Raw genomic sequence first — 25830 nt, 5'->3', positions numbered from 1 at the left:
GATTGTTTCTCAGAACTATCTCGTTAGCCACACCCAATGTTGCTTGTCAGCCCTCACTTGCAATGTTCAATACTTCTTAATATTATCTAATTAATATTTTTACACTGACTTAGCAATCTCTTCATATATGAATGATATATTTAATGTGTCCTCAAATAATGTGTTTAAAGGAGTATGTATACATGATACAATTCTTTAAAAAGTTTTTCATATGCGTTTCCTTATTAACATTTCTTCCGCAAGCAATGAGTATTGCTGCAGAACCTATTTCGCCCACTTATCAAACTTCACAAGAGTAACTACCCTAACTAGGGTTCTTTTTTTACACTAAAATCCCTAAATTGTATATTTTTACACATTATCTACTATGAAAACGCTTACTTTTGTATTAATTCCATGATAGAATATAAGAAATTAATTTATATTTTTAAGGAGGACTTGCTATGCCTGTTGTAAAAGATTTCTTCATCGCATTATCTAACAATAAATTCCTAAATGAATCTGCTAAGAAAATGGGTCCTGCACTAGGTGCAAACAAGGTTGTAGCCGGAGTTGATATTGATTCAACGATCGATACGGTTGAAAAACTTAACAAAAGAGGAATGACCGTTACGTTAGATAATCTAGGCGAATTTGTAACATCACGCCAGGAAGCACTTGAAGCACAACAAAATATTGTCGAAGTGATGCGTCGTGCTTATAATGCCAATATTAAAGCACACGTATCTATAAAATTAACACAACTTGGTGTGAATATCGACAAAGAATTTGCCTATAAGAATACGCGTGAAATTTTATTAAAAGCATCTGAATACGGTAATACATTTGTAAATATCGATGCTGAAAAATATGAAGATCTAGTTGGAATTACAGAAACACTAGATAAATTAAAAGGTGAATTCGATAATGTTGGTACTGTTATTCAAGCTTATTTATATGATGCGATTAATATCATGGATAAATACTCAGATGTTAGATTACGTTTAGTGAAAGGTGCATATAAAGAAGCAGCACATATTGCATACCAATCAAAAGAAGAAATAGATGCGAATTATATCAAACTGATTGAAAGAAGGTTATTAACTTCTCATGCTTTCACTTCAATTGCTACACATGATCACAATGTTATTAATCATGTTAAACAATTTGTTGAAAAGCATAACATCGACAAAGATAAATTCGAATTCCAAATGTTATTTGGTTTCAGAACTGATTATGCATATGAACTTGCTAAAGAAGGTTATCAATTCTGTATGTATGTTCCATTTGGCCAAGATTGGTTCGGATACTTTATGAGAAGACTTGCTGAAAGACCTCAGAACATGAATTTAATGTTATTAGATATTCTTCATCATAAAAACACAAAAAAAGTTGCTATTGGTGCTGGTGTTGTCACTTCCGCTTCGTTAATTGCAGCAAGTAGCATTGCATTATTTAAGAAAAAATAATACATATAAAGGGTGAACACAAACGCGATAATGCGTTCATGTTCACCCTTTATTTTTTACTTATAGTTGACTATCGATATTTTTAATTAAGTTAGCCATTTCAATTGCTGCTAATGCGGCATCTCCGCCTTTATTACCAGCTTTTGTTCCTGCTCTTTCAATTGCTTGTTCAATTGTTTCAGTTGTTACAACACCGAATATAACTGGAACACCAGTTGAGTCATTTACTTTTGATACGCCTTTAGCAACTTCATTACATACATAATCATAATGTGTAGTTGCCCCTCTTATTACACATCCTAAAGTAATTACTGCATCGTATTTTTTTGATTCAGCTAATTTTTTTGCTACTAATGGAATCTCAAATGCGCCTGGTACATATGCAACATGGATTTGATCTTCTTCCACATTGTGACGTACTAATGTATCTTTCGCGCCATCTAATAATCTACCTGTGATAAAGTCATTAAATCTACCTACAACGATTGCTACTTTTAAATCTGATCCATTCATTTTACCTTCAAAGTTCATTTTTAATTTCTCCATTCTGTTTATAGTAAGTGACCCATTTGGTCTTTTTTTGTATTTAAATATGATTGATTCGTTTTATTAGCTGGTATAACAACTGGTACTCTATCTGATATGCGAATACCTAAATCTTGAATTTGTTGAAATTTATCTGGATTATTGCTAATTAATCTAATTTCTTCTATATTAAAGTATTTCAAAATTTGACTTGCCTCAGTATAATCTCTTAAATCAGCCGCAAACCCTAAAGCTTCATTGGCTGTAACTGTATCATAACCTTGCTCTATTAATTCATAAGCTTTTAATTTATTAATCAGTCCAATGCCGCGACCTTCTTGTGGTAGATATAAAATCATTCCACCATGTTCTTGAATATATTTCATAGCATATTCTAACTGTTCTCCACAATCACATCTTGCACTATGGAAAATATCACCTGTTACACATTCAGAATGAATACGCACATTCATACCGTCATGAATTTCACCAGATACGATTGCTAAATACTCTTTATCATCTAGTTCTGAAGTGAAACCATACATATCAAATGTACCAAAGGCAGTTGGCAATTCTATTTTTGATTCAAAATGAACGATTTGATCGTGTATTTTTCTATATTGAACTAAATCATCTATTGTAATCATTTTTAATTGGTGTTTCAGTTTGAATTCGTATAAATCTTCACGATGTGCCATTGTTCCATCATCATTCATAATTTCACATATTGCTCCAGCAGGTTTAGCACCTGACAATCTTGCTAAATCGACGCAAGCTTCTGTATGCCCAACTCTTTCAAGTACTCCATTATCTTTAGCAATCAATGGGAAAATATGACCAGGTCGTACAAATGCATCTGGTGATGTTTCATTTACAAGACCTTTTATTGTATCTGTTCTTTCAAATGCGCTAATGCCAGTTGTTGAAGATATGTGATCGACACTTACTGTAAATGCAGTCTTAAATTTATCATTCGTTTGAGACATTAAATTCAAGTTCAATTGTTCTGCGATTTCATTACTAACCGGTGCACATATTAAACCTCTTGCATAAGTAGCCATAAAATTAATCGTATCAGCAGTTAAATACTCTGACACTGCAATAAGATCACCTTCATTTTCTCTATCTTCATCATCTACAACGATGATTGGTTTGCCTAATTTCAAATCTGCTATTGCTTCTTCGACTTGATCAAACATATTATGCCTCCTAAAATCCTAAATTAACTAAACGTTCTTTAGATATATTTGTATTACTTTGCTGTGTGATCTTTTGTACATATTTAAAAAGTAAATCCGTTTCGATATGAACTTCGTCACCTTGTTTTTTATTGACGAAGATCGTTCTTTCACGTGTTTCAGGAATTAAATGAATTTCAAAGGAATGTTGATTTAATTTGAAAATAGTTAAACTAATGCCATCAACTGTAATGGATCCTTTATCAATCATTTGTTGAATTAAATCGTCATTGATTGATATTTCAATAATCCATTCATCATTTCGTTTTGTAATTCGCTTTATAGTACCTTTACCATCTACATGTCCACTCACAAAATGACCACCAAACCTGCCGTTTGCGAGCATCGCTCTTTCAAGATTTACTTTGTCATTGATTGTTAAACGTTCTAAATATGTGACTGAAATCGTTCCTGTAATCACTTCAACAGTAAATACAGATGCGTTTTGTTCTGTAACAGTAAGACAAACGCCATTAACCGCTACAGAATCACCTAATGATAAGTCGTCTGTAATTTCAGGGGCATAAATTGAAATTGATTTTACACCACTTTTAGTATTTACGTTTTTAATTACACCAACTGTTTCGATAAGTCCAGTGAACATTGTTTCACTTCTTTCCCAAAATTATTTTAAGATCTCCATCAATAATTTCTGTTGATATAATGTTAAATAATTTGCTGTTGGATAAAGGATTTATTTGATCAGTTTTATAATATTGATACTTTCCTTGACCGCCAATCATTTTCGGGGCTTGATAAATAACTAACTGGTCTACTAATGATTGTTCTATAAATTGAGATATCAGGTTTGGACCTGCCTCAACCATCACTTTTGCATAACCATCTTTATATAATTGTTGCAAGACTGTTTTTAATTCAGATAAGTCACAGACCTTAACTTCTATATTTTGATTCGTATTTACTTTAAATTGATCGTGATCCGTTATGACTGTAACTGGATTTGTACTATCTTTGAAGATTTCAAGTTCCTCACTAAATTCAGATTGTCGTGTGAGTATCATTCGCTTTGGTTCCTTTAAATCTGCATTACGTGTTGTCAATAAAGGATTATCTTCTCGTACCGTCATTCCACCAGTTATAATCGCATCATGTTCACTTCTTAATTGTAATACGTCTGTCTTAACTGCTTTATTTGTAATCCATTTACTTTCTTTATCATCTGTGGCCACTTTCCCGTCTAAACTTGTTGAAACCTTTAAAGTAACAAACGGTAATTGAGTTTCCTGCTGATTAAAGAAATCTTTGTAAAGTTCTTCTGCTCTATCCGAAGGTGCGTGCGTCACTTTCACACCTGCATCCTCTAACATTTGATGTCCACTATTAGCTAAAGATTTATCTTTCACTGCATAGACAACATCAACAATGCCATTATCGATAATTGCTTTCGAACAAGGCGGCGTCAATCCGTAATGAGAACAAGGTTCCAATGAAACATAAATCGTTGCATCTACTGCTTCTTCTCCAGCCATTTTCAATGCTTGGATTTCAGCATGCGCCTCACCTTTCTTTAAATGAGCACCAAAACCAATAATTCTATTGTTTTTAACGATTACTGCACCTACAGATGGATTTGTACTCGTTTGACCTTGTAATCGTTCAGCAAGATCAATCGCAAAATCTAAATATTGATTCATTATCGTCCCTCCTATAAATTATAAAAAAAGACACCGAAATAGTTTTCGGTGTCTTGGGAGAGAAATGTATCAAGAAATAAGCCTTTATCATAAATAAAGACATTTACATTAATGTATAACGAAATAAGCGTAAAATTACGCTGTCGTTTATTCTTTCTCCCATCCAGACTATACTGTCGGCTTCAGAATCTAACTGAATCAGCCATAAATAAAATTCATTTATGGGTCGCGGGCTTATATACCGCCGGTTGGGAATTTCACCCTGCCCCGAAAGAATATTATTAAATTTTATATCAGCAATTACTGATGTAGTCATTCTATACCAAATTACTAGAAAATTCAAATGAATGTTCTTAAAAAATTATTTCTTTTTCGATTTATTTTTTTTAGTCTTTTTATTTTTCTTTGATTTTTTATGCTTTTTGTTTTCTTTTTGAACAGTAAAATTTTCATAAAATGCTGTTGAAGCATGAACTGTTTGCTCAACTAATAACGATACACCATTCATATCAAAATGAACGCCACTTGTTAGTTGCCCGATCACTTTAATATTATTTAATGTGCCATATTTAGGACTAATCACTTCATTTGAATACGGTTTAACGAGAATACCACCAAATGGATGTGGTGCAACGATTTGTTTATTTTCAAGATCTTTAATAAAGTGTTCACCGTTTTCTAATTCATTTAACTGTGTTTTAGGACCAGAAGCATTAATGACATAATGATAACGGTCTTCAATGTCCTCGTTTTCAAATTTCAACCTGAATTTACCGTAATATTTCCTCACATTTTCTAGACCTTCTTTAACAATCAAATCACCATTCTCAATCCATTCAATGAGTTGTTTTGCTGTAGATTGTGGCATTGGATTGGTATTACGTTTAATGTGATGTCCATACTTAGAAATAAATTGTGATTTATCTTCTAATGTTAAAGCATTCCAAATTGGTACTATTTGATGTTTAAATTCAGTCATAAATGCTTGGAATTGCCCTACCTCATCTTCATGCCTCATATCATATTTCATATTATAAACGTTGTCTCTTTTAAATCGATAAAGCAATTTTTTAAAGTTAATATTTTGGTGTTCACATTCTTTCTCAAATAAATCATCAACATCTTCTAAAGTTAAAAATCCGTCATTTTTCTTTTTTAATACCTCTACTTGTTCAGCATTAATATATTTCATTTCAATATGATGTCTCGTTCCTCTAACTGTTGGGAATTGCGCATTTCTTGAAGTGACCACTATTGGGAATTTTTGATGATTGTCCATGACGTATCTAATAACATCAATCGCACTTAATCCTGTACCAACAATGACAATATCATCTTTTTCATTTACATCACGTAATGATTGGGTTGTTGGATATGGAGATGATATATATCCTTGTAATCCTGACAGTTCAAACGGATCTTTATACGGTAATACGCCTATAGTGATAAAGACATAATCATATTGTTTCTTATGAGCCGATTCGCCTTCTTTATAACAAATTTCAAATGGTTTATTCCCCCATTTATTTTCTTTCTCAATAACATAACAACTTTCAACTTTATGATTATGCATAAAAATATTATCGTTTTTATTTACTAATTCATTCAAGATTGATTTCATGTAATGCCCGAAAACGAATCTCGGTAAATACTTAGATTTCCCATAATCAAAAGTATCATTTTGTTTATACCACTTTTTAAAATCCTTCTCGTCATTTGGATTTAAAGTCATTTGATTAGCTGGTAAATTAATGAGCAATTTCTCACTGTCATTTTGAAAAGGTTTCCCCATTCCCATATCTTCGCGATTATCATATATATCGACAGTTATATTTTTAAATTGTTTATGCTTACTCAATTGGTTAAGCGTACTTACACCAGCGGTTCCCATACCTATAATTGCAACTTTCAAGTTCAACGCCTCCATCAATTTTATTAAAAATGAATAAAATGTATTTATTTGAAGTTATATTCCTTATTTTAAATCAAGGTAAACATGAAGTGTAGCTTTACCGAGCATTTTTATAATTATGCAACAATTATGTTATAATTATGTATGTTAATATTTTGAATTTTAAATAAAGGAGAAGTGTTATGTTATCTATTAATGGTTTAACTAAAGTCTACCGGGGTGGAAAGAAAGCAGTAGACAGTATTGATATGGAAATTGAATCGGGAGAATTTATCGCTTTTATCGGAACAAGTGGTAGCGGTAAAACAACTGCCTTAAGAATGATTAACCGCATGATTGAACCAACAAGTGGCACAATTAATTTAAATGGTAAAAATTTAAGTAAAATGAATGCTGTAAACTTAAGAAGAAATATCGGTTATGTTATTCAACAAATTGGTTTAATGCCACATATGACTATTAGAGATAATATCGTTCTCGTTCCAAAGTTACTTAAATGGACGAAAGAAAAGAAAGAAGAAAAAGCTAAAGAATTAATTAAACTGGTCGATTTACCAGAATCATATTTAGATTTATACCCTTCACAACTATCAGGAGGCCAACAACAACGTATAGGTGTTGTCCGTGCACTTGCTGCGGACCAAGATATTATTTTAATGGATGAACCATTTGGTGCATTAGACCCTATTACGAGAGATACGTTACAAGATCTTGTCAAAACATTACAGAAAAAATTAGGTAAAACGATTATATTTGTAACTCATGACATGGATGAAGCAATTAAATTAGCCGATCGTATTTGTATTATGTCAGAAGGTAAAATCGTTCAATTTGATACACCTAATAATATACTGAAACATCCAGCTAATGACTTTGTGCGCGAATTCATCGGTCAAAACCGCTTAATTCAAGATCGTCCTAACCTTAAAGTCGTGGATGACGCGATGATTTCACCGATTACGATTACTTCTGAAAAAACGATCGACGAAGCCGTAACCGTGATGAGAAATAAACGTGTAGATACGCTTTTCGTTACGAATCAGAAAAACAAATTAATTGGTTATATCGATATTGAAGATTTAAATGAAGGTTACAGAAAAGGCGTCGATATTATAGACATTATGCATCGAGACATCTACACAGTTAAGACAGGAACAATGCTACAGGACTCTGTACGAACAATTTTAAAAAGAAATGTCCGTTTAATCCCTGTTGTCAATGAACAATATTACATCAAAGGTGTTATTACAAGAGCAAGTTTAGTAGACATCGTATATGACTCTATTTGGGGCATGACAGAAGAAGAAGCAGAAAATAGCGAAATTAAATAAGGAGTGAATTTGAGTGATTGAATTTTTACGAGTCAATGGTAATGAACTTTTACAAAAAACAATGGAACACTTTTATATTTCACTGCTAGCTTTACTATTAGCTATTATCGTAGCTATTCCATTAGGCATATTACTCACACGCACGAAAAAAATTGCCAAAATCGTATTGTCTACAGCAAGTGTTTTACAAACAGTGCCATCGTTAGCAGTATTAGCACTTATGATTCCATTCATCGGTGTCGGTAAATTACCTGCTATATTAGCTTTATTCATATATATATTGTTACCAATACTCAACAATACATACATCGGGATTAACAATGTTGATAAAAATGTTAAAGCAGCAGGTTTAAGTATGGGAATGACTAAATTCCAAGAAATGTTTATGGTCGAATTACCACTTGCCATTTCAGTTATCATGAGTGGTGTTCGCCTTTCAAGTGTATACGCAATCAGCTGGGCAACTTTAGCCAGTTTTATCGGTGCAGGTGGATTAGGTGATTTCATATTCAACGGTTTAAATCTCTATCAACCAGATTTAATCATCGGCGGTGCAATTAGTGTTACATTAATCGCGTTGTTGATGGACTTATTCCTATCAAAAGTTGAAAAATGGGTTACACCAAAAGGATTAAAAGTTTCAAGATAAGGAGGATAAAAAACATGAATAGATATTTTAAATTATTATTGCCGATTATGGCATTATCAATCATTTTATCTGGATGTTCCCTACCTTTTCTTGGTGGTTCAGGTAGTAAAGATGCGATAAAAATAGGCATGCAATATACAAGTGAATCACAAATAATGGGTCATATGAATAAATTAATGATTGAACACGAAGCTAAAAAAGAACACATTGATGAAAATAACATTCAACTCATCAATAATTTAGGTTCTTCAACCGTTACATTTAACGCACAGAATAATGGTGATGTGAATATTTCAAGTGCGAGATATACAGGTACAGATTTAACAGGAACATTAAATAAAAAGCCAGTTTCTGACCCTAAGGAAGCTATGCGTATTGTTAAGCAATCATTCGATAAAGACTATCATCAAAAATGGTACGGCTCATACGGATTTGAAAACACTTATGCCATGATGGTCACGAAAGAAACAGTTAAGAAATATCATCTTAAAAAAGTTTCCGACTTAAAGAAAGTCTCAAGTAAATTAGAAGCAGGTGTGGATTCATCTTGGATGAAACGACCTGGCGATGGCTACCCTGCATTTAAAAAGAAATATGGATTCGATTTTAAAACGACACGACCAATGCAAATCGGATTGGTTTATGACGCTTTGAAAAATGGCAAAATGGATGTCGTTCTTGGTTATACTACAGATGGACGAATTGCAAGTTATGATTTAGTGGTCTTAGAAGATGATTTAAACTTCTTCCCACCATACGATGCCAGTCCATTAGTCACTAAATCACTTATAAAAGAAAAACCATATGTCGACAAAGCCATGAAAAAATTAGAAGGCAAAATTTCAACTAAAGAAATGCAAAAGCTAAATTATGAAGCAGACAATAATCTTAAAGAACCTGCCGTAATAGCAGAAGCTTTTCTGAAGAAACATAATTACTTTGATGATGAAAAGGATGGTGAATAACATGACAAACGAAAATTTATGGAATCAAATACTCGATTATTACCAAACAAATAGTGGTTATGTGTTTCAACTATTCCTAAATCATCTACTTATTTCTGTTTACGGAGTTTTATTTGCGGTAATAGTAGGTATTCCAATCGGTGTGTTTATTGCACGCTATGGCAAACTATCAGGATTTGTAATTTCATTTGCTAACATTATTCAAACAGTGCCTGCACTTGCCCTACTCGCAATATTAATGTTAGCAATGGGTCTTGGATCAAATACAGTAGTAATGGCCGTATTTTTATACGCTTTACTACCAATTATCAAAAATACGTACACAGGCATTAATAACGTAGATTCAAGTATTAAAGATGCAGGTAAAGGAATGGGTATGACTTCAAAACAAATCTTAACCATGGTAGAATTACCACTCGCATTGTCAGTAATGATTGGTGGAATTAGAATCGCATTTGTAATCGCAATTGGTGTAACAGCAATCGGTTCATTTATAGGATCGTCTACACTTGGTGATATCATCATAAGAGGTACAAATGCAACTGATGGAACATCATTAATATTAGCAGGCGCAATCCCTACTGCATTATTAGCAGTGCTAAGTGACTTATTCTTAGGTTATATTGAAAAAAGATTAGACCCAACAAAGAGAAAACACAAAGGACCAAAAACACAAACACTTTCGGAGTGATAAATATGAAATTTATTATTAAAGTCATTATCGCAACATTGGTGATATTCTTCATTTCACCAAAGAAGAAAGCAAAATAAAAACAAGGCTGAGACAAATCGTCTCAGCCTTGTTTTTTGTGGCGACTAACTTTTATCACTTCTGCAATTTCATTTGAAATATAAATTGTTTTATTGTTGCAAATATTTGTAAAAATAACTTTTCAAATAACCAAAATGAATTAAAATGTTCACTTATTTTTTGCAAAAAATAAATATAAAATGGTATTATGTTTTGGAAGAGGAGGAAATTAAATATGAAATTAAGAATTTTAGGAAGTATATTCCTTTCATCAACATTACTTTTAGCTGCATGTGGCAATGATGAAAAAAGCTCAAGTGATGTAGTTAAAGATTTACAAAGCGATGCTAAAAAAGTTGAAAGTTATCACACAGATAACCAAGTTGAAATTGCACCAAAAGGTCAAGAGGCCCAAAAAGTTAAAATTGGTATGGATGTTGATAAAAAACAAACAGCTAAATTAGACATGGATCAAGCTGGACAAAAAATGCAAATTTATGTTCAAGGTAAAAAAATGTTAGCACAAACACAAGGTCAATGGATTGATTTATCTTCTGAAGTGAAAAACATGGATATTGATAGTTCATTAGATCAATTAAACTATGAAAAATATGCTAAATCATTAAGTGCTTTCAAAGATGCTGAGTCTAAAAAAGTAGATAATGGTTATCAATTAACTTACAATATTAAAGATAAAAAAGATTTTACTAAATTAGCAAATGCATCAGGTAATAAAAAACAACTTCAACAATTTGAAAAACAAATTGATAAAGTTAGTGGTAAAGCAGTATTGAATGTTAATAAGAAAAATCAAATTTCTTCTTATAAACTCAATGCAAAATTATCAAAAGGTAAACAATCAGCTAACTTGAAATCAAATATTAAATATACTAAATTAAACAAAGTTGATGAAATTAAAATACCAGATGAAGCAAAAAAAGCTAAGAAAATAGAAGATATCCAAAAAGGTGCAAGTAATAAAGCATCATAAGAAGTCCAAACCCACTCGACATGTTGAGTGGGTTTTTTGTTTAAATACGTTAAGGGACGCTTCTCCCAAGTTTTGTCCGTTACATCACGCTAAGGGACGCTTCTCCTTACTTTTGTCCGTTACAATGCGCTAATGGACGCTCCTCCCGAGTTTTGTCCCAACCTCCACCTTCATTCAACCGCTTATCATACCTTTTCACACACAAAAATCCCCCAACCTGTTCTAATCAACAGCATTGGGGGAACCATAAATTATTTATTTCGTTCTTTATCAATTTTAGCGTCTAAAGCTTTTACAGATAATGTTTTATCAGTATCTTTGTATTTGTACACTGTATAATATTTACCTTCTGTTCTTAGTTCTTCATAGAAATCAGCGATTATACGTGCATTACTTTGTGCCCACTTAATATCAGTAGCGTATTGATGTACACCTGCTTTTTCAGGATTCCATCTCATACTGTACAATGTGTTTTGTTCAGGGTTTGATAAATAATGATCGTGTATAAATTTAGCTCCACCTGAAATGGCTTTTTGTGGTGTATCCCAACCGCGCTTCTTAGCATATTTAGCACCTGTACCGATTGGATCTTCGTCTAACGCGCCAACACCATAGAAGTTGTAATATTTCTTGCCATCTGATTCTTTTTTCGTTTTAGCAACTTTATCTTTATCTGTCAGCATCACACCGTTAGCGAGCTCACTTTTACTGTTACCAGTCTCAAGTATCGCATGTGAGATTAAATACACTTCATTTACTTGCTCTTTCTTTGCTGCTTTTAAAAATTCTGATGTATGTTTCTCTAACACTTTTTGTTTACGTAGCATTTGATGAATTCTCTTTTCATCAATGCCTTGATACTCTGATAAATTTAAAAATTGATAAACTTGTTTTTTGTCGTTCAATATCTGTTCTACGTTCATGACGTCATTTATTTCACTTCTTGATGCATTTTTCCAATTTCCTGACTCTGTTGCTACTTGCATCTTTGTATCATTTTTATATTGTTTACTAACTGCTTGATCTAGTGTTAATGGGACTTCCACAGTTTCTTCTTGCTTTTTAACATCATAAAACTTTAAATGATCAGAAATTAAATAATAGAACAGGCCACCTATAATTGATAAGACTAATAATAATACAACTAAGTTTTTAATTGTTTGTAGCCTTGCACTTTTCATTGTTTCACCTCTAAAATTTGTAAACCTATCTTCAAGCATAATCGATTTCCTATTTTTTACATTCACAAAACCGTACTTCCTATATTCTATAGGATTACATGGCAATATTCAAAAATAAGAACATTAAGATTTAATTACTATTTCATTTCAAAATGTAAAAAGACTGAGACAATATCGTCCCAGTCTTTTAGCTTTTAAAACAACAATTCACACGTTTTATTTGTATGGCTTGTAATCCATATATACAAACGACATTGCTGCCGATCTATTCTTATAGTTGTAATGGTTTAGATTAATTGTCCCCTCTTCTTTACCATTTCTATAACTCATAAATCTTTTTACATTATTAATCATTACAAAATCCGCGTTATCTCTTATGTTATTCAATTCATCATTTCTTGCAAAAAAATGTTCTAAATTAAGATGTTCATAATCCATATGATGAGCCTCCTAGTCTTTGCCCCAATAAAACATATGTCCATATACAATCAAATATACACGTTTATATTCAAATTGTAAATCATAAAAACATCGGTGTTTAATCATTTAAATTTTTAATTTATTAAATGATTAAATACAGCTTTTTTATTAATTTGTAGGTATTTTCTTATATATTCTCAATTTAACATCTTTTGTTCAGTTAAAACCCATTTAAATTATTTTTTCCTTTTAAATATAATCATTGTATCCGGAAATACATGTGAGCATGCCACTTAAAGGAACTATATGGATACTTCAATTTTCAATATGCACTATAAAAAATACAACAAAATGATTCATTATTTATTACATCATTTCAAAGTCTATTATCAGTATGAAGATTACTATCAGTTGTTGCTAATAAAAATGTGGGAGCTGATTCAAAATTATGACGCTTCAAAAACTGAACACTTAGATCATTACATGTATACTAAATTAAAATTCCATCTCATTGACTGCATTAGAAAACAATCTAAAGACATGAACCGCTTCGTTCCCACTTCAGAAACACACTTGTTAGATCGAAGCTTTCACGAATTTTATCAATATGAATGGTTGAGTTTGCTTGATATATTATCAGAAGAAGAACTGACGTGGTTAAACCTGACATTACAAGGATTTTCTACACAGGAGATTGGTTTATATATGAACAAAAGTGTTTCAACTATTAAATATTATAGAAAAAATGCCAGAAAGAAATTGAAGACGCATTTTTTAATTTAAATACAATATAAGCTTACAAATTTACAATATTTATCTTAGATCCTCTTTTATTCTAAAATAAAGAGGTGAAAAACATGACGCATTTAATCAATCCAAATATGCTACTCCTTAAACAATCTCAACATCCAAGTTATAAATATCAAATTGAATATTTAAATGCACCGATTCAACATACAAATCAAACTGTTCAATCTCTCATCAATGATGCTTTGAGAATCGAAGGTGCAAGTTTTAAAACGAGAGAACAATATGGCAAATATATTCTAAATATTTATAAACTTACCCCATTATTAATTTACGCCACACAAGACTTTGTACTTTTCCCTACTTCAGCAAAATATCAATCGAATTATATGCTTATTAACTGCAAACAAATTTTAAATATCAAGCAGCATCAAGCACAAACGAAACTGCAATTTAAAAATGGTACTTCAACATTAATCGCGCTTGATTATCATTTAGTAAGTAAGAAAATGGGCGAGTCTTTACGTTTAGTTCATCATCAAAAAAATCATATAATGCGTACTTAATAATAAAAACGAGGTTCGGACATCAATTGTCCAAACCTCGTTTTTTTAATGATTAAGTTTACTGCTCACGCCAGAAAGTAATGCTTGGTATGCACTATTAAAGAATGTAAGTAATACTTCATCTCTTCTAATGATACTTTGCAAATCTTCTTCATATATTAAGAAACTACCATCTTTACCATTATATTCAGCATAAGATGGTTCAACTTGTTTTAAGTTTATTTTATCTTGCTTAAACGGATTTATCTTAATAATATAATAAGGAGACTCTCTATATTTATCACCAAAATAATAACAAAGTGAAACGGTATTTTCTTGATTACCTTCTATGTAAAATATCGAAGTGACATCAAACTTATCCCAGAACAAACCAGTCTTTACATCTTTAATATTTCTAGAATGTAAAAATTGATAATGATCATATTGTGCTTGTTGCATCAATTTCAATGCATGATAAGCTGTTTTAGGATTGAATATTCGTTCTTGATCATCTTCGTCCAATGTTTTTTCATATGGAATATGATACGGCTTTGTATTGATTTCAATATGAACGCCATGTTCAGCTAAAGTATCAAATACGAAATGATAATATTCTTTTATCGTTTGTCCAGTTTGTACAATTTTAGTTGTTTCAGTGCCGTCTACTTTTACAATAAGGATTTGGTCTAATATATCAAAATCAATTTCAAATTTATGATTATCCTTCTCCAATTCACCAGTAGAAAGCCCAACTTGATTAATAGATAGCATGACGTGTTTGTATAAGGATTCAGGTGTCTTTACTGTTAAACAACATTTCCCCATTATTTGTGCGATATATCTTATTGTTGCACGTGTATCTCGCCATTCATCGAAATATAATAAACTCACTATCGACACCCCCCTTTTTGATATCTATGAAATATCTTTAAATCTTCTCGTTATCAATAACCTTCTTGTAAAGAAAGCATTGACCCATTTCATTCCTATATAACCGACGATAAACATTACAATACCAATCGCTAAGTAGAGAATTTGTAAGGTAATCGCTTCAGAAATAGGTTTTGTGAAATATAGAGTAAATGTTCCAAATATTAATAATACTGCTGTAATTAAAATACCCAACATAACTACATTTCCAAACAATAACCCGCCTAATGTAAGTAGTTTGTATAAACTACTTGGTGGTAAAGATTTGTCTATGATTTCTTCATCTATAAAGCGCTGTGCAAAATGGTTTGGTTTCCCAAATTTCTCAATGAATAGTTCTTCATCATCATCAGCTAACCATTCATTCGCTTTACTTTTTTCTTTTCTATTTATAAACCACAATTTTTTTAAAACAATTGCTTTATATTGCTTATTATTCATGTAACACCTCTAAAAAGTCATTAATATATCAATTATAACATTAATTAAATATTGTCGTTGTTATTTTTTTTACAGAATTTAATATGGAGGTCTGCATATGTTTATGTTTAAAATTACCAAACAACTAAATGGTTCATTTTGTTTAAATAATCAAGATTATTTAACAATGATATATGTTCACGATGGAGAAATCGACGTTTTTCATCATCATTTGCATAAAGTGACTAAAGTTCCTTCGGGATACTATACAATCATTCCATTTAATGAATTGAGTTATGTTAGTACGAATACTAGTCAATGCACAATGGTTACGATTAACGCAATGATTGTTAGTACACTGGCACGTGATGTCATTCAACAATGGTTGTCCCATGACTATTCACTGCTATCCTACCATCACCATAAACAAATGATCCAAAATCATATTAACCAATTAATAGATTACACATCCCTTACCGACTTACATTTAAACACAGAAGTTACATTTAGGATTTCTTATTTATTAATGGTTTTAATAAATGACCTAAATACACAAACCCCTTTATCTCTCAATATGAATCACCCACTTAAGCAGAAGTACCTACTCAGCAATCAAATGAGAATTTTTGATGCAACGATCGATTTGATTACTAATCCACATAAATCCATAGCTGCGATTGCCACAGATTACGGATTTTACGATCAATCCCATTTCACAAAAGCATTTAAGAAATACCGCCAAATCACGCCTTATGCATTTAGACAATCTTATTTGAAAGATATGTATTATAAATAACGTTCTATAATTTCTTGTGCATCGATATCTTTGTTTAATATTTTAAGTACATCAAAATTTAAATCCTCAGTAATTTCATGTGTGATGACAATAACATCCATTCCAGCATCTATTGCCGCTTTAGCACCATTAGTCGTATCTTCAATCGCTAAACATTTACTTGCTTCGACATTCAAATCTTGTGCAGCTTGTATATATAATTCTGGATCAGGTTTAACTGACGAAACATCTTCTCTTCCTTTAATCACATGAATATGTTCATCTAAAGATAATCTTTGTACGTTAGGCATAATATGCGCCTTGTAGCTACTCGTCGCTATTCCCATTTTTATATTGTTTTCTACACAATAGTCTACTAGCGTTTTAACAACAGGTTTAACTGGTAATTGTTTCGTTCCTTCATAATGGTCACTAAACATTTCTTTTAAAGCTTGTTCAGACCCTAAAGAATGAAGGATTTTATCGTCTAGTTCTTTAGAAACCGAACCTATTGAAGCTTTGTATTCATCTATATGAATCGGTTGTTCATTGCGTTCTTTAATATGTTTATTAATTGTATTAAACAAATGAATTTCTGTATCTATAATCGTGCCATCAAAATCAAATATTATTGCTTCGTACATATAAAACACTCCGTCCTTATGTTAAATTCATTATTTTAGATTACTATCGCAAATAAAGAGGCAGAAACATAATCGTTTCGCCTCTTTATTTGCTTGTATTCATTTATTATAAGCTTTCAGTGTGTAACGTCAATTCTAATCGATCAATAATATTTTCTAATTGAATGACACTTAGTTCTTTTTCTTCAACGATTTGTGTTCTATTCGCTACTAAGTATTGAACGATCAATTGTAATGGAATTACTGCACCCTTTTGAATATTATCTTCTTGAACTATAAATAACCCATCTGACTTACTTAACTTTAATTCATCTTGTAATTCTTCTGGCAAATCATTTTGGAAGTATACTTCACCATGTGGAAAAGCTTGATGTTTTCTTTCTTCTAAACTAATTACCGCATCATGGATGTTTTCATGATTTAAATTACTGTAAAATTGATTAACAATTAATTTACGATTCTTTTTATCGTTATACAATTTGAAATTTGTTAGCATTGTCATTCACCTCACTCTGTTACCTTAATTTTAACATTTTATACAAAATTTTAAGAGTATTTTAATATTACATTTTCGCGTCATTTATTACATCGATTTTTCTCACTTCACCAAAAGTTCATATTTATAATATTTTCCACCTTGTATTTCTTACATATTAATTATACTTTATAAAGTGATATAAATAAAATTTGAAATTGAGGTAACATAAATGAAGAATTATCAACCACTACGAAGACTGCATTTTTATGCTGCATTTTTCATTTCTCCATTATTGCTTACACTATCTTTAACGGGAATAGGATATTTATTCTATACAAACGTGGAAAACCACATTTACGAGCATGAATTTTTCGCGAATAGTGATACGAAAGGACATCAATCCTTAGATGAAGCTGTACAAGAAATTAGAGATGTGTACAAAGGTTATGAAATTCAAAAGATCAGTATTATGGATGAACCATACAATAATCGCGTTACAATTGGTAACGAAGATGGGGATTCACGTTATGTTTTCTTAGATGAACACAATCAAAGAGTTGCCAATCAGAATGCAAAATTTACTTTTGCAAATGTTTTAAGAGATACGCATAGTTCATTAATGATAGGCGGTAGTTTCGTAAACTACTTGGTTGAACTTGCAGCATGTTGGGCAATCTTTATGATTTTATCAGGTGTTTATTTAACATTTAAATCTAAAGCTTTTAAAAAACCGAAACAAAAAACTTCATTTTTGGCGGATAGACGTATACATGCCATCATTGGTTTAATCATTGCTATACCAATATTTATTATTATTTTAACGGGATTACCTTGGTCAGCATTTATGGGTAAACAAATTAATCAGTTTGCTGAAGAACATCCCAAGTTCGGTTATTCAGCAATGGTTGCTAATCCCCCACAATCAGAAGATAACGAACTACCGTGGGCTACAAGAAATAAAGAACAACCTAAATCAAAGAAAGATCCACATGCGCAACATCATGGTGGTTCTCAAATTGCAATTGGAACAGATGGACAACAAAGTTTAGAAAGTATCATCTCTAAAAGCGAGAAACAACATATAACAAAACCATTCTCAATTGTTTATCCTGCTGATGACAAAGGCGTATTTACGGTTTCGAAAAGTAGTAATACAGGTGTCACAGGGTTAGACGTTGCACCAAAAGAAGAAACAACAGCTTATTTCGATCAATATTCAGGTAAATTATTAGGAAAAGTCAATTACGATGACTATGGACTCATTGGTAAATGGTTTAGCTTTGGCATACCTTTACATGAAGGACACCTATTTGGTCCATTAAATAAAATTATAAATTTACTCGTCTGTATTACGTTTATAAGTGGCATTGTATTTGGATTCACCACTTGGATTAAACGTAAAAGTGCGATATCACACAGTTCAGTACCACAAGTTAATGGGCGCTTACCAATAGGATTGATTATCTTTTTAGTAATATTAGGTGTTTTAATGCCATTGTTTGGCGCTTCATTAATAGTAGTAGCAATAGTTGAATTTATTATATGGAAACGAAAATCAAAATCATAAAAACAAGGCAGAGATACGATTGTATCTCTGCCTTTTACTATTTAAATAAAATATGAACATGTGATATCGTGCGTTTCATACCTAATAGCACGATATCTCGGCTCTTACCCTAAAGTCTTCATGCGTTTCATACCTAATCGCACGATATCTCGGCTCTTACCCCAAAGTCTTCGTGCGTTTCATACCTAATCGCACGATATCTCGGCTCTTACCCTAAAGTCTTCGTGCGTTTCATACCTAATCGCACGATATCTCAGAATGCTTAATATAAAAAGAGACTAAGTATACCCTAGTCTCTTCATCAAACAATACTATTTAACTGTTACTTTGGTCATAATCATTGCATACGGCTTCTAATAAATGTCTCAAGTCATTATCGTCCATTTCATCTGGAACGCGTACTTTTATTAAATGATTTTCATCAGTAATCACATGGAAATAATGGTAATTATTTTCAAATCCTTTGCCTAGTATTTGCACGAATAACATCCCCTTTAGTTATTTTCCAAACACTCACATAATAATTTTATCACATTTAATTACAAATATTAAATAATTCAATTATTATAACTTTGGCTCAGGATGAACATATGCTGAATAAACGCCCGCTTCATCTAATCGTTTTTCAACGAGATCACATATATCATGTGCTTCGTCTAACGTTAAATGTTTATCTACAACTATCGTCACATCTAAGAATACACTATTGCCATGGTACCTCCCTTTTATTGATGGCACTTCTAAAACGCCAGGTACAACATCTATTTCTTCTATATAATAATTTAAGTCATGTTCATGAAAACCATCACTTAACGTAAATACGGATTCTTTAAAAATCGTAAATCCGGTATAAACTATTATCAAACCTAATAATATAGCTAATATAATATCTACAATTGGAAAACCAAATTGCGTAAATACTAATCCGACACCTGTTCCAATACTCACTAATGCATCGGAAAGATTATCTTTTGCAGCTGATTTTAAGGATGTGCTTTTTGTTCGTTTTGCTAATCGTTGATTGTATAAATAAACGAATAACATGATTATCCCACTGATTATACTTACCCAAATAGTTAATGTGTTTGGTTCACTGAGTTCTTCTTTGAATAATTTAGGAATATTACTTGAAATAACTTCAATACCTACAAAAATTATAATAAATGAAACGATCAGAGTTGTAATATTCTCAGTTTTCATATGTCCATAAGGATGATTTTTATCTGCAGGTTTAACAGAGATTTTCAATCCAACAAGTACTGCGATGGATACGAATATATCTGTTAAGTTATTTAAACTGTCTGCTTTTAATGCAGATGAGTTATAACTTGCCCCTACGAAAAATTTTACTGTAGATAGGATAATGTATGTTATAAGGCTCACATATGCGCCTCTTTGTGCAATTCTTAAGTTATTAGCCATATTTTCATCGCTCCAATTTTTTCACTGAATTTTGATTATATAACAAATAACAAGACAAGTTAACCTATTAGCTATAGTAAAATAATATAAATTAATTACCTTATTTTAAATTTAGGTGCACCTATTTTAAAGTACATAAAAAACACAAGAATCTGGGACAAAATGTAATGACTCAGATTCTTGTGTTTAATTTTAAATTATAAAATGCTTAATCCACTTGCTTGAATATCTTTTGCGAAACCTTGAACTGTATCGACAGATAATTCATTAATGTCTCTACCTATATTAGGTACTTTAGCAACGACATCTTTTGGACATGTAATAATATCTACGCCAATTTCATCTGCTTGTACGACATTAAATAATTCTCTACAACTTGCCCATAACAATTTTACGCCTGGTTTGCTGTGACAAATTTCTTCAGATTCTTTCATTAATGGTAATGGATCTACACCCGTATCTGCAATTCTACCAGCAAATACTGAAACATATGTTTCAACACCAGGTTTAATTACATCTACGATCGCTTTCACTTGTTCAATTGTATAAACTGCAGTAACGTTCACTTTTACATCGTTCGCTGACAGTTGTTTAATTAAAGGTAACATTGATTCACCTTTAGTATTAACGACTGGAATTTTAACGAATACATTTTCACCATATTGTTTTAAAATTTCTGCTTCTTTCGCCATTGTTTCAATATCATCAGCAAATACTTCAAAAGATATAGAAGCATCTGGAATGGCTTTTACGACTTCATCAGCAAATGTCTTATAATCTGATACACCTGCTTTTTTCATTAAACTCGGATTTGTTGTAAACCCGTCAACTTCTTTATTTTGATAGGCTTGTTTCATTTCTTCGATGTCTGCCCCATCTGCAAAAACTTGTACTTTAAGATTACTCACATTATTCATTCCTTTCACGTTATGTATTTTTATACTATCATAATTTGCAATCGCTTACTAAATCATTTGATTTATATAGCATATTTGAAGTTACTTTAAATGTATTTTCAATTATTTTGTGTCATAATAAACATGAATATTAAATTAATAACAATTGTAATACATACAATCTGATGATGTAGGCGGTGATCGATGGTGACTGATAATAAAGAAACTATAAAACGTTTTAAACTATATACAACAGGTTCATTTTTAGGTGACGAAGCAGTCATCAATAATAGTAAAAAAAGTATTGTCGAAAGATATTATATTTTTTCCTATTATTTAGAAATCAATGATTTTAAAATTTTAATCAATACAGGCTTTTCTGAACATGTTAAACCTAGTACAGACTTAAAAACTTTAAAACTTTTTCAACGTCAAGATTACAAAGTGTATGAATCATTACCCAGCCAACTGATGAAAAACCATGTCCACCCTGACGAAATTGATTACTGCATTATAACTAATTTTGCTAGTCATCATATCGGGTATTTAAATGCTTTTAAAAATGCCACAATCATAACATCTAGCGAAGCATACCACGATTTCATCACACAGCAAGTAACGAATAATAATTTACAATTGAGCTTCCATGTCATGCCAGATGACTTTAAAGAAAGAATAGAATTTGTTGATGATTTTGTGAAAGCAGACCACCCTATATTAGGTACAGGTAATAAAGTATTTAATCAAGATGTTATCATTAGTTATCAACTACCTGGCGCAATGCCTGGACAAATTGGCCTTATGTTAAAATTCCCAGAGCTTAATATCTTTATGTGTAGTGATGCTGCATGGTGTCGTTCAAATATTGAAAAAGACGTACTACCAACGAAAAGATTACTTAAACAGGCCTATAACGGTGAGTTATTTATTGATACACATGCTAAATTAATAGATTTAAAATCACATAATGAAGACCCTCTTTTCATTATTCCTAGTCACTGCAAGAAAATGGATGATTTTGAAGAGGTTATGCAGTTACTAGATGCAATAAATTAAAGTTTGTGATAGTATAAACGATTATATGGAATTTTTGGAGGGCATCATGGATAAAGCGAAGCGCTATTTTTATATATCAGTTCTACTTATAATCGTAAGTTTATTTTTAACTGCACAAAATCCTCTTCTTGAAACGCTGTTTGGTTCAGTTGTATCACTCGTTTTAATAAGTAGTATTTTTAATGGTATTATACTATTTATTGCAGTTATTGCGACAGATAAATCAATAAAACATCAATCTAAGAAACATAAACTTATTTCTAAATTAAACAAATTTCTACCTATTATATTACTAGTTGTGATTGTTTATCACATTATCGTAATCGTTAAATTTTTCGGTATTATTTAACTTAATAAATGATAAAATGGTGCCTAAGTTCTAATTATGCTAACGATAGCTATTAGAAATTTAGACACCATTTTTATATGGAGGATTTTCTATGGTTTATATTGCTATATTTATTGGCGGTTGTTTAGGTGGCAGTTTGCGCTACATTTGCGCGTTGCTCATTCAACAGTCCTATTTCCCGTTTGCTACACTCACAGTTAATGTTTTAGGTGCTTTATTAATGGGTGTTTTTTCAACTTATCTCATTTCTTATTTCAAATCACACCCGAATTTCAAAAAATTAATTACGACTGGATTTCTAGGTGCTTTTACTACATACTCATCACTTAGTCTAGAAACTGTTCAATTATTAATGAATGGCAAATTCTTATTAGCTTTTATATACGTATTGAGTAGTATGTTGCTTGGATTTGTGTTTATAGCTATAGGATATAAGAAAGGAGCCGTTCGCTTATGACATTGTTCTTAATTATGATCAGTTCAGGTTTCGGTGCTGTTTGCAGACAGTTTGTAAACAATTTATGTACTAAGTATTGCGCAACTTCATTCCCAATAGCTACATTATTAGTCAATATAATTGGAAGCTTCATCATTGGTATTGTTGCGCACCATTTCGAGTCGGATGACGCAATGTATGCATTATTAGCTATCGGATTCTGTGGTGGATTCACAACGTTCTCTACTCACCTACTCGAAGTGTATGAACGCTTTTTATTAAAATCTTATAAACAAATGGTTATTTATATCCTCTTAACGATCGTGCTTTCAATTAGTGCTTGTTACTTAGGTTATATTTTTTAACCCATAATAAAAAGCATATCACGTAGCTACGTGATATGCTTTTTCAATTTTATTGACCAGAAAATTCTGCTGGGTCTGGACCAATTCTTTCATCTTTATTTAAATCATTTAATCTTGCTAATTGATTTTCAGATAGTTCAAAATCAAATACGTTTAAGTTTTCTTCAATTCTTGATGGTGTAACTGATTTAGGTATTACAACAATTTCTTCATCAACATTCCATCTGATGATTACTTGTGCTGGTGTTTTACCTAATTCATTTGCTATTTCTTTAACAACTTCATCTTCAAGAATTTGTCCATTCATTAATGGAGACCATGATTGAGCGACAATATTTTGTGCTTTCAAGTAAGATCTTAATTCTGTTTGAGTCATGTATGGATGACATTCAATTTGGTTGATGACTGGTTTAATTGAAGTAGCTTTCAATAAATCTTCTAAGTGATTTACATTGAAATTACTTACACCAATATTTTTTACTTTTCCTTCATTATATAAAGCTTCCATTGCTTTCCAAGTTTCAACAATTAATGCTGAATCTATACCTGGCCAATGAATTAAATATAAATCAACATAATCAAGACCTAGTCTTTGTAATGACGCTTCATATGCTGCTTGCACGCTTTCACGACCGTAATCAGACATCCAAAGCTTAGTTGTTATGAATAAATCTTCACGATTTAAACCAGCTTCAGCTAAACCTTCTTTAATGCCTTGTCCAACCATTTCTTCATTTTCGTACACTTTCGCTGTATCTATATGGCGATAACCACTTATGATCGCATGTTTAACTGCTTCTTTACATTCGTCGCTATTATCAACTCTGAATGTACCTAATCCAAGGGCTGGAATTGTATTACCGTTGTAAAATTCTATTGTCTTCTGAGTCATTCTTAGACCTCCTATAAATTATTCATTCAATATTAAATGAACATTGTTTGGTAAGTATAACTTGTAGAATTAAATAGTTCATGTTTTTTGCTTACGGATTAAATTTTTCGATTTCTTCCATAATTCTTTCTAAATCTTCCACGCTATATTGGAATCTACCATGGAATACGAATTTATTAAAGAAGTGTTGTAATTGCTTTTCACCAACAAGTACTTTTATATTTGGATCTTGTGAATAGTTGCTGATTGTTGCTTCAGAAACTTCATTAGGATGGAAATATAAGATTGGTGTAGGCGTATAGTTCAATTCAAGTTGTCTTTGCAATTCTTCTGTCGTTGCTTCTACATGCTTAACATTATCCGTATAAGAATGGAACGCAGCTGTCTTCTTGTCCGCTTCTCTTTCAAGTAATAACGTTTGCTCTTTGTTCTTGTTCAAATCTAATGTTTCGAACACTTGACCTAATACTGGGAAATCACCAAACTGTTGTTCAGTAATACCATGGTAAATATGACCGCTAACTAAGTTTGAGTCAATTACATAAATACCTGTTCTCGTTAATACTAAATGATCAACTTGACGAATCTTGCCTAGTGGATCTTTTGGTAAAAAGATATTCGCCATAATATGCATATCTTCCGGTCTAATTCGGCGTTCATTTACTAATTGATCTCTCAATTCTAATAAATGTCTATCTGTAATATACTCGCCTTCATTTTTAGAGAATAACTTTAATGAATCAATTTCTCTTTCTTTTTGTGAAATTTCTTGTTGATGATTTTCTTTTTCTTTAGTTAATACTTTTTTATTTTCTACTCTTTCGTGATCAAGCTTTTCCTGATGTTCTGATTTCAATGACTCGTTCTGTTGTTTGTGTGTTTCTTGAATTTTATTCAGAGATTTTTTCTTTTGTTTCAATGCAACGAAAAATAATATAATAAATATAATCGCAATAATAACAGCTGCGATTAATCCATAATGAATCGGCTCTAATTGGCTCATAATTGCATATCGCTCCCTTTCAAATGTAATAACTCTATTATAGTAAAAATCCTAAAGAAATTCAGTATATAACCTTAAATATATACGATATATGCCGTTATTTTTTAAACTTCGTACAATTCAATAGTTAATCAACACTAAAATTGTAAATAACTTGGTAAATCAGGTGATTTTGATTGCATTTTTAACTCAAAATGCTAATAACGACACTCTTATTTGCACGTTCGCCCATTCTTGTA

Annotated in this window: 30 protein-coding genes and 1 riboswitch; of the genes, 14 read left to right on the top strand and 16 right to left on the bottom strand. The window is 31.5% G+C overall.

The window, feature by feature from the left end:
- The first annotated feature begins 443 nt into the window (after window positions 1-443).
- Window positions 444-1448, top strand: a complete 1005-nt coding sequence (locus P3U32_RS05080; RefSeq protein ID WP_323704524.1) for a proline dehydrogenase family protein — start codon at window positions 444-446, stop codon at window positions 1446-1448.
- Window positions 1449-1508: 60 nt separating this feature from the next.
- Here P3U32_RS05080 and ribE read toward each other — a convergent pair whose 3' ends face one another.
- The 5 genes from ribE to P3U32_RS05055 form a co-directional block, all read right to left on the bottom strand.
- Complete coding sequence (gene ribE, locus P3U32_RS05075) at window positions 1509-1979, bottom strand: 6,7-dimethyl-8-ribityllumazine synthase (protein WP_323704523.1); 471 nt, start codon at window positions 1977-1979, stop codon at window positions 1509-1511.
- Between the two features lie 20 nt (window positions 1980-1999).
- Entirely contained in the window at window positions 2000-3172 is a 1173-nt protein-coding gene (gene ribB, locus P3U32_RS05070) for a 3,4-dihydroxy-2-butanone-4-phosphate synthase (RefSeq protein ID WP_323704522.1), read from the bottom strand.
- 10 nt (window positions 3173-3182) lie between these two features.
- A complete protein-coding gene (locus P3U32_RS05065; RefSeq protein ID WP_323704521.1) occupies window positions 3183-3815 on the bottom strand; it encodes a riboflavin synthase in 633 nt (210 codons plus the stop codon).
- A gap of 4 nt (window positions 3816-3819) precedes the next feature.
- Window positions 3820-4866 carry a bifunctional diaminohydroxyphosphoribosylaminopyrimidine deaminase/5-amino-6-(5-phosphoribosylamino)uracil reductase RibD gene (gene ribD / locus P3U32_RS05060; protein WP_323704520.1) on the bottom strand — a complete coding sequence of 349 codons (1047 nt, stop codon included), beginning with the start codon at window positions 4864-4866 and terminating at the stop codon, window positions 3820-3822.
- Window positions 4867-5013: 147 nt separating this feature from the next.
- Window positions 5014-5145: riboswitch (FMN riboswitch) on the bottom strand.
- 82 nt (window positions 5146-5227) lie between these two features.
- On the bottom strand, window positions 5228-6778 hold the full coding sequence (locus P3U32_RS05055) for an FAD/NAD(P)-binding protein (RefSeq protein WP_323704519.1): 1551 nt from the start codon (window positions 6776-6778) through the stop codon (window positions 5228-5230).
- 182 nt (window positions 6779-6960) lie between these two features.
- On the opposite strand from P3U32_RS05055, the gene P3U32_RS05050 reads away from it, so the two are divergent.
- The 5 genes from P3U32_RS05050 to P3U32_RS05030 all read left to right on the top strand — a co-directional run bounded on the left by P3U32_RS05050 (window position 6961) and on the right by P3U32_RS05030 (window position 11465).
- The gene (locus tag P3U32_RS05050; protein ID WP_323704518.1) at window positions 6961-8109 is read left to right on the top strand and encodes a betaine/proline/choline family ABC transporter ATP-binding protein; all 1149 of its coding nucleotides are present in this window, start codon (window positions 6961-6963) and stop codon (window positions 8107-8109) included.
- Window positions 8110-8122: 13 nt separating this feature from the next.
- Window positions 8123-8758, top strand: coding sequence for an ABC transporter permease (locus P3U32_RS05045; protein ID WP_323704517.1), 636 nt, complete (start codon window positions 8123-8125; stop codon window positions 8756-8758).
- 14 nt (window positions 8759-8772) lie between these two features.
- Window positions 8773-9723: an osmoprotectant ABC transporter substrate-binding protein gene (locus P3U32_RS05040; protein ID WP_323704516.1), complete on the top strand. Its 951-nt coding sequence runs from the start codon at window positions 8773-8775 to the stop codon at window positions 9721-9723.
- Between the two features lies 1 nt (window position 9724).
- Window positions 9725-10414: an ABC transporter permease gene (locus tag P3U32_RS05035; RefSeq protein WP_323704515.1), complete on the top strand. Its 690-nt coding sequence runs from the start codon at window positions 9725-9727 to the stop codon at window positions 10412-10414.
- A 295-nt stretch (window positions 10415-10709) separates the two neighbouring features.
- Window positions 10710-11465 carry a DUF6612 family protein gene (locus P3U32_RS05030; RefSeq protein ID WP_323704514.1) on the top strand — a complete coding sequence of 252 codons (756 nt, stop codon included), beginning with the start codon at window positions 10710-10712 and terminating at the stop codon, window positions 11463-11465.
- Window positions 11466-11716: 251 nt separating this feature from the next.
- Here P3U32_RS05030 and P3U32_RS05025 read toward each other — a convergent pair whose 3' ends face one another.
- Together P3U32_RS05025 and P3U32_RS05020 are read right to left on the bottom strand one after the other, a co-directional pair.
- Window positions 11717-12646, bottom strand: a complete 930-nt coding sequence (locus P3U32_RS05025) for a peptidoglycan release complex glucosaminidase SagB (protein WP_323704842.1) — start codon at window positions 12644-12646, stop codon at window positions 11717-11719.
- A 216-nt stretch (window positions 12647-12862) separates the two neighbouring features.
- Window positions 12863-13084, bottom strand: a complete 222-nt coding sequence (locus tag P3U32_RS05020) for a hypothetical protein (RefSeq protein ID WP_323704513.1) — start codon at window positions 13082-13084, stop codon at window positions 12863-12865.
- 288 nt (window positions 13085-13372) lie between these two features.
- Here P3U32_RS05020 and P3U32_RS05015 point away from each other — a divergent pair, with 288 nt between their 5' ends.
- Window positions 13373-13849, top strand: coding sequence for a sigma-70 family RNA polymerase sigma factor (locus P3U32_RS05015; RefSeq protein ID WP_323704512.1), 477 nt, complete (start codon window positions 13373-13375; stop codon window positions 13847-13849).
- 74 nt (window positions 13850-13923) lie between these two features.
- Complete coding sequence (locus P3U32_RS05010) at window positions 13924-14379, top strand: competence protein ComK (protein WP_323704511.1); 456 nt, start codon at window positions 13924-13926, stop codon at window positions 14377-14379.
- A gap of 45 nt (window positions 14380-14424) precedes the next feature.
- Here the strand turns inward: P3U32_RS05010 and P3U32_RS05005 are convergent, their stop codons facing one another.
- Together P3U32_RS05005 and P3U32_RS05000 are read right to left on the bottom strand one after the other, a co-directional pair.
- On the bottom strand, window positions 14425-15249 hold the full coding sequence (locus P3U32_RS05005; RefSeq protein ID WP_323704510.1) for a DUF5996 family protein: 825 nt from the start codon (window positions 15247-15249) through the stop codon (window positions 14425-14427).
- 24 nt (window positions 15250-15273) lie between these two features.
- Window positions 15274-15729 carry a hypothetical protein gene (locus tag P3U32_RS05000; protein ID WP_323704509.1) on the bottom strand — a complete coding sequence of 152 codons (456 nt, stop codon included), beginning with the start codon at window positions 15727-15729 and terminating at the stop codon, window positions 15274-15276.
- 97 nt (window positions 15730-15826) lie between these two features.
- Here P3U32_RS05000 and P3U32_RS04995 point away from each other — a divergent pair, with 97 nt between their 5' ends.
- Window positions 15827-16504 (top strand): helix-turn-helix domain-containing protein, encoded by a 678-nt coding sequence (locus P3U32_RS04995; RefSeq protein WP_323704508.1) that lies wholly within the window; start codon window positions 15827-15829, stop codon window positions 16502-16504.
- Here P3U32_RS04995 and P3U32_RS04990 read toward each other — a convergent pair.
- Window positions 16495-17127, bottom strand: a complete 633-nt coding sequence (locus P3U32_RS04990) for an HAD-IA family hydrolase (protein ID WP_323704507.1) — start codon at window positions 17125-17127, stop codon at window positions 16495-16497. The genes P3U32_RS04995 and P3U32_RS04990 overlap by 10 nt on opposite strands.
- Window positions 17128-17233: 106 nt before the next feature.
- Window positions 17234-17629 carry a hypothetical protein gene (locus tag P3U32_RS04985; protein ID WP_323704506.1) on the bottom strand — a complete coding sequence of 132 codons (396 nt, stop codon included), beginning with the start codon at window positions 17627-17629 and terminating at the stop codon, window positions 17234-17236.
- A 205-nt stretch (window positions 17630-17834) separates the two neighbouring features.
- On the opposite strand from P3U32_RS04985, the gene P3U32_RS04980 reads away from it, so the two are divergent.
- The gene (locus P3U32_RS04980; protein WP_323704505.1) at window positions 17835-19172 is read left to right on the top strand and encodes a PepSY-associated TM helix domain-containing protein; all 1338 of its coding nucleotides are present in this window, start codon (window positions 17835-17837) and stop codon (window positions 19170-19172) included.
- A 315-nt stretch (window positions 19173-19487) separates the two neighbouring features.
- On the opposite strand, the gene P3U32_RS04975 is transcribed toward P3U32_RS04980, so the two are convergent.
- From P3U32_RS04975 to P3U32_RS04965, 3 genes are all read right to left on the bottom strand, one after another.
- Window positions 19488-19652: a hypothetical protein gene (locus tag P3U32_RS04975; RefSeq protein WP_323704900.1), complete on the bottom strand. Its 165-nt coding sequence runs from the start codon at window positions 19650-19652 to the stop codon at window positions 19488-19490.
- 84 nt (window positions 19653-19736) lie between these two features.
- Window positions 19737-20594 (bottom strand): cation diffusion facilitator family transporter, encoded by an 858-nt coding sequence (locus tag P3U32_RS04970; protein ID WP_323704504.1) that lies wholly within the window; start codon window positions 20592-20594, stop codon window positions 19737-19739.
- A gap of 197 nt (window positions 20595-20791) precedes the next feature.
- Entirely contained in the window at window positions 20792-21511 is a 720-nt protein-coding gene (locus P3U32_RS04965; RefSeq protein WP_416361233.1) for a transaldolase, read from the bottom strand.
- Window positions 21512-21694: 183 nt separating this feature from the next.
- On the opposite strand from P3U32_RS04965, the gene P3U32_RS04960 reads away from it, so the two are divergent.
- From P3U32_RS04960 to crcB (P3U32_RS04945), 4 genes are all read left to right on the top strand, one after another.
- Entirely contained in the window at window positions 21695-22546 is an 852-nt protein-coding gene (locus P3U32_RS04960) for an MBL fold metallo-hydrolase (RefSeq protein ID WP_323704502.1), read from the top strand.
- Between the two features lie 46 nt (window positions 22547-22592).
- A complete protein-coding gene (locus P3U32_RS04955) occupies window positions 22593-22895 on the top strand; it encodes a hypothetical protein (RefSeq protein ID WP_323704501.1) in 303 nt (100 codons plus the stop codon).
- A 91-nt stretch (window positions 22896-22986) separates the two neighbouring features.
- Entirely contained in the window at window positions 22987-23352 is a 366-nt protein-coding gene (gene crcB / locus P3U32_RS04950; protein ID WP_323704500.1) for a fluoride efflux transporter CrcB, read from the top strand.
- Window positions 23349-23696, top strand: coding sequence for a fluoride efflux transporter CrcB (gene crcB / locus P3U32_RS04945; protein ID WP_323704499.1), 348 nt, complete (start codon window positions 23349-23351; stop codon window positions 23694-23696). The genes crcB (P3U32_RS04950) and crcB (P3U32_RS04945) overlap by 4 nt, the downstream gene beginning before the upstream one ends.
- 49 nt (window positions 23697-23745) lie before the next feature.
- Here the strand turns inward: crcB (P3U32_RS04945) and P3U32_RS04940 are convergent, their stop codons facing one another.
- A complete protein-coding gene (locus tag P3U32_RS04940; RefSeq protein WP_323704498.1) occupies window positions 23746-24588 on the bottom strand; it encodes an aldo/keto reductase in 843 nt (280 codons plus the stop codon).
- Window positions 24589-24679: 91 nt separating this feature from the next.
- A complete protein-coding gene (locus P3U32_RS04935; protein ID WP_323704497.1) occupies window positions 24680-25591 on the bottom strand; it encodes a nuclease-related domain-containing protein in 912 nt (303 codons plus the stop codon).
- Between the last annotated feature and the right edge of the window lie 239 nt (window positions 25592-25830).

Source organism: Mammaliicoccus sp. Dog046, assembly GCF_034039665.1.
Lineage (GTDB): Bacteria > Bacillota > Bacilli > Staphylococcales > Staphylococcaceae > Mammaliicoccus.
This window is presented reverse-complemented; position numbering and strand designations above follow the sequence as displayed.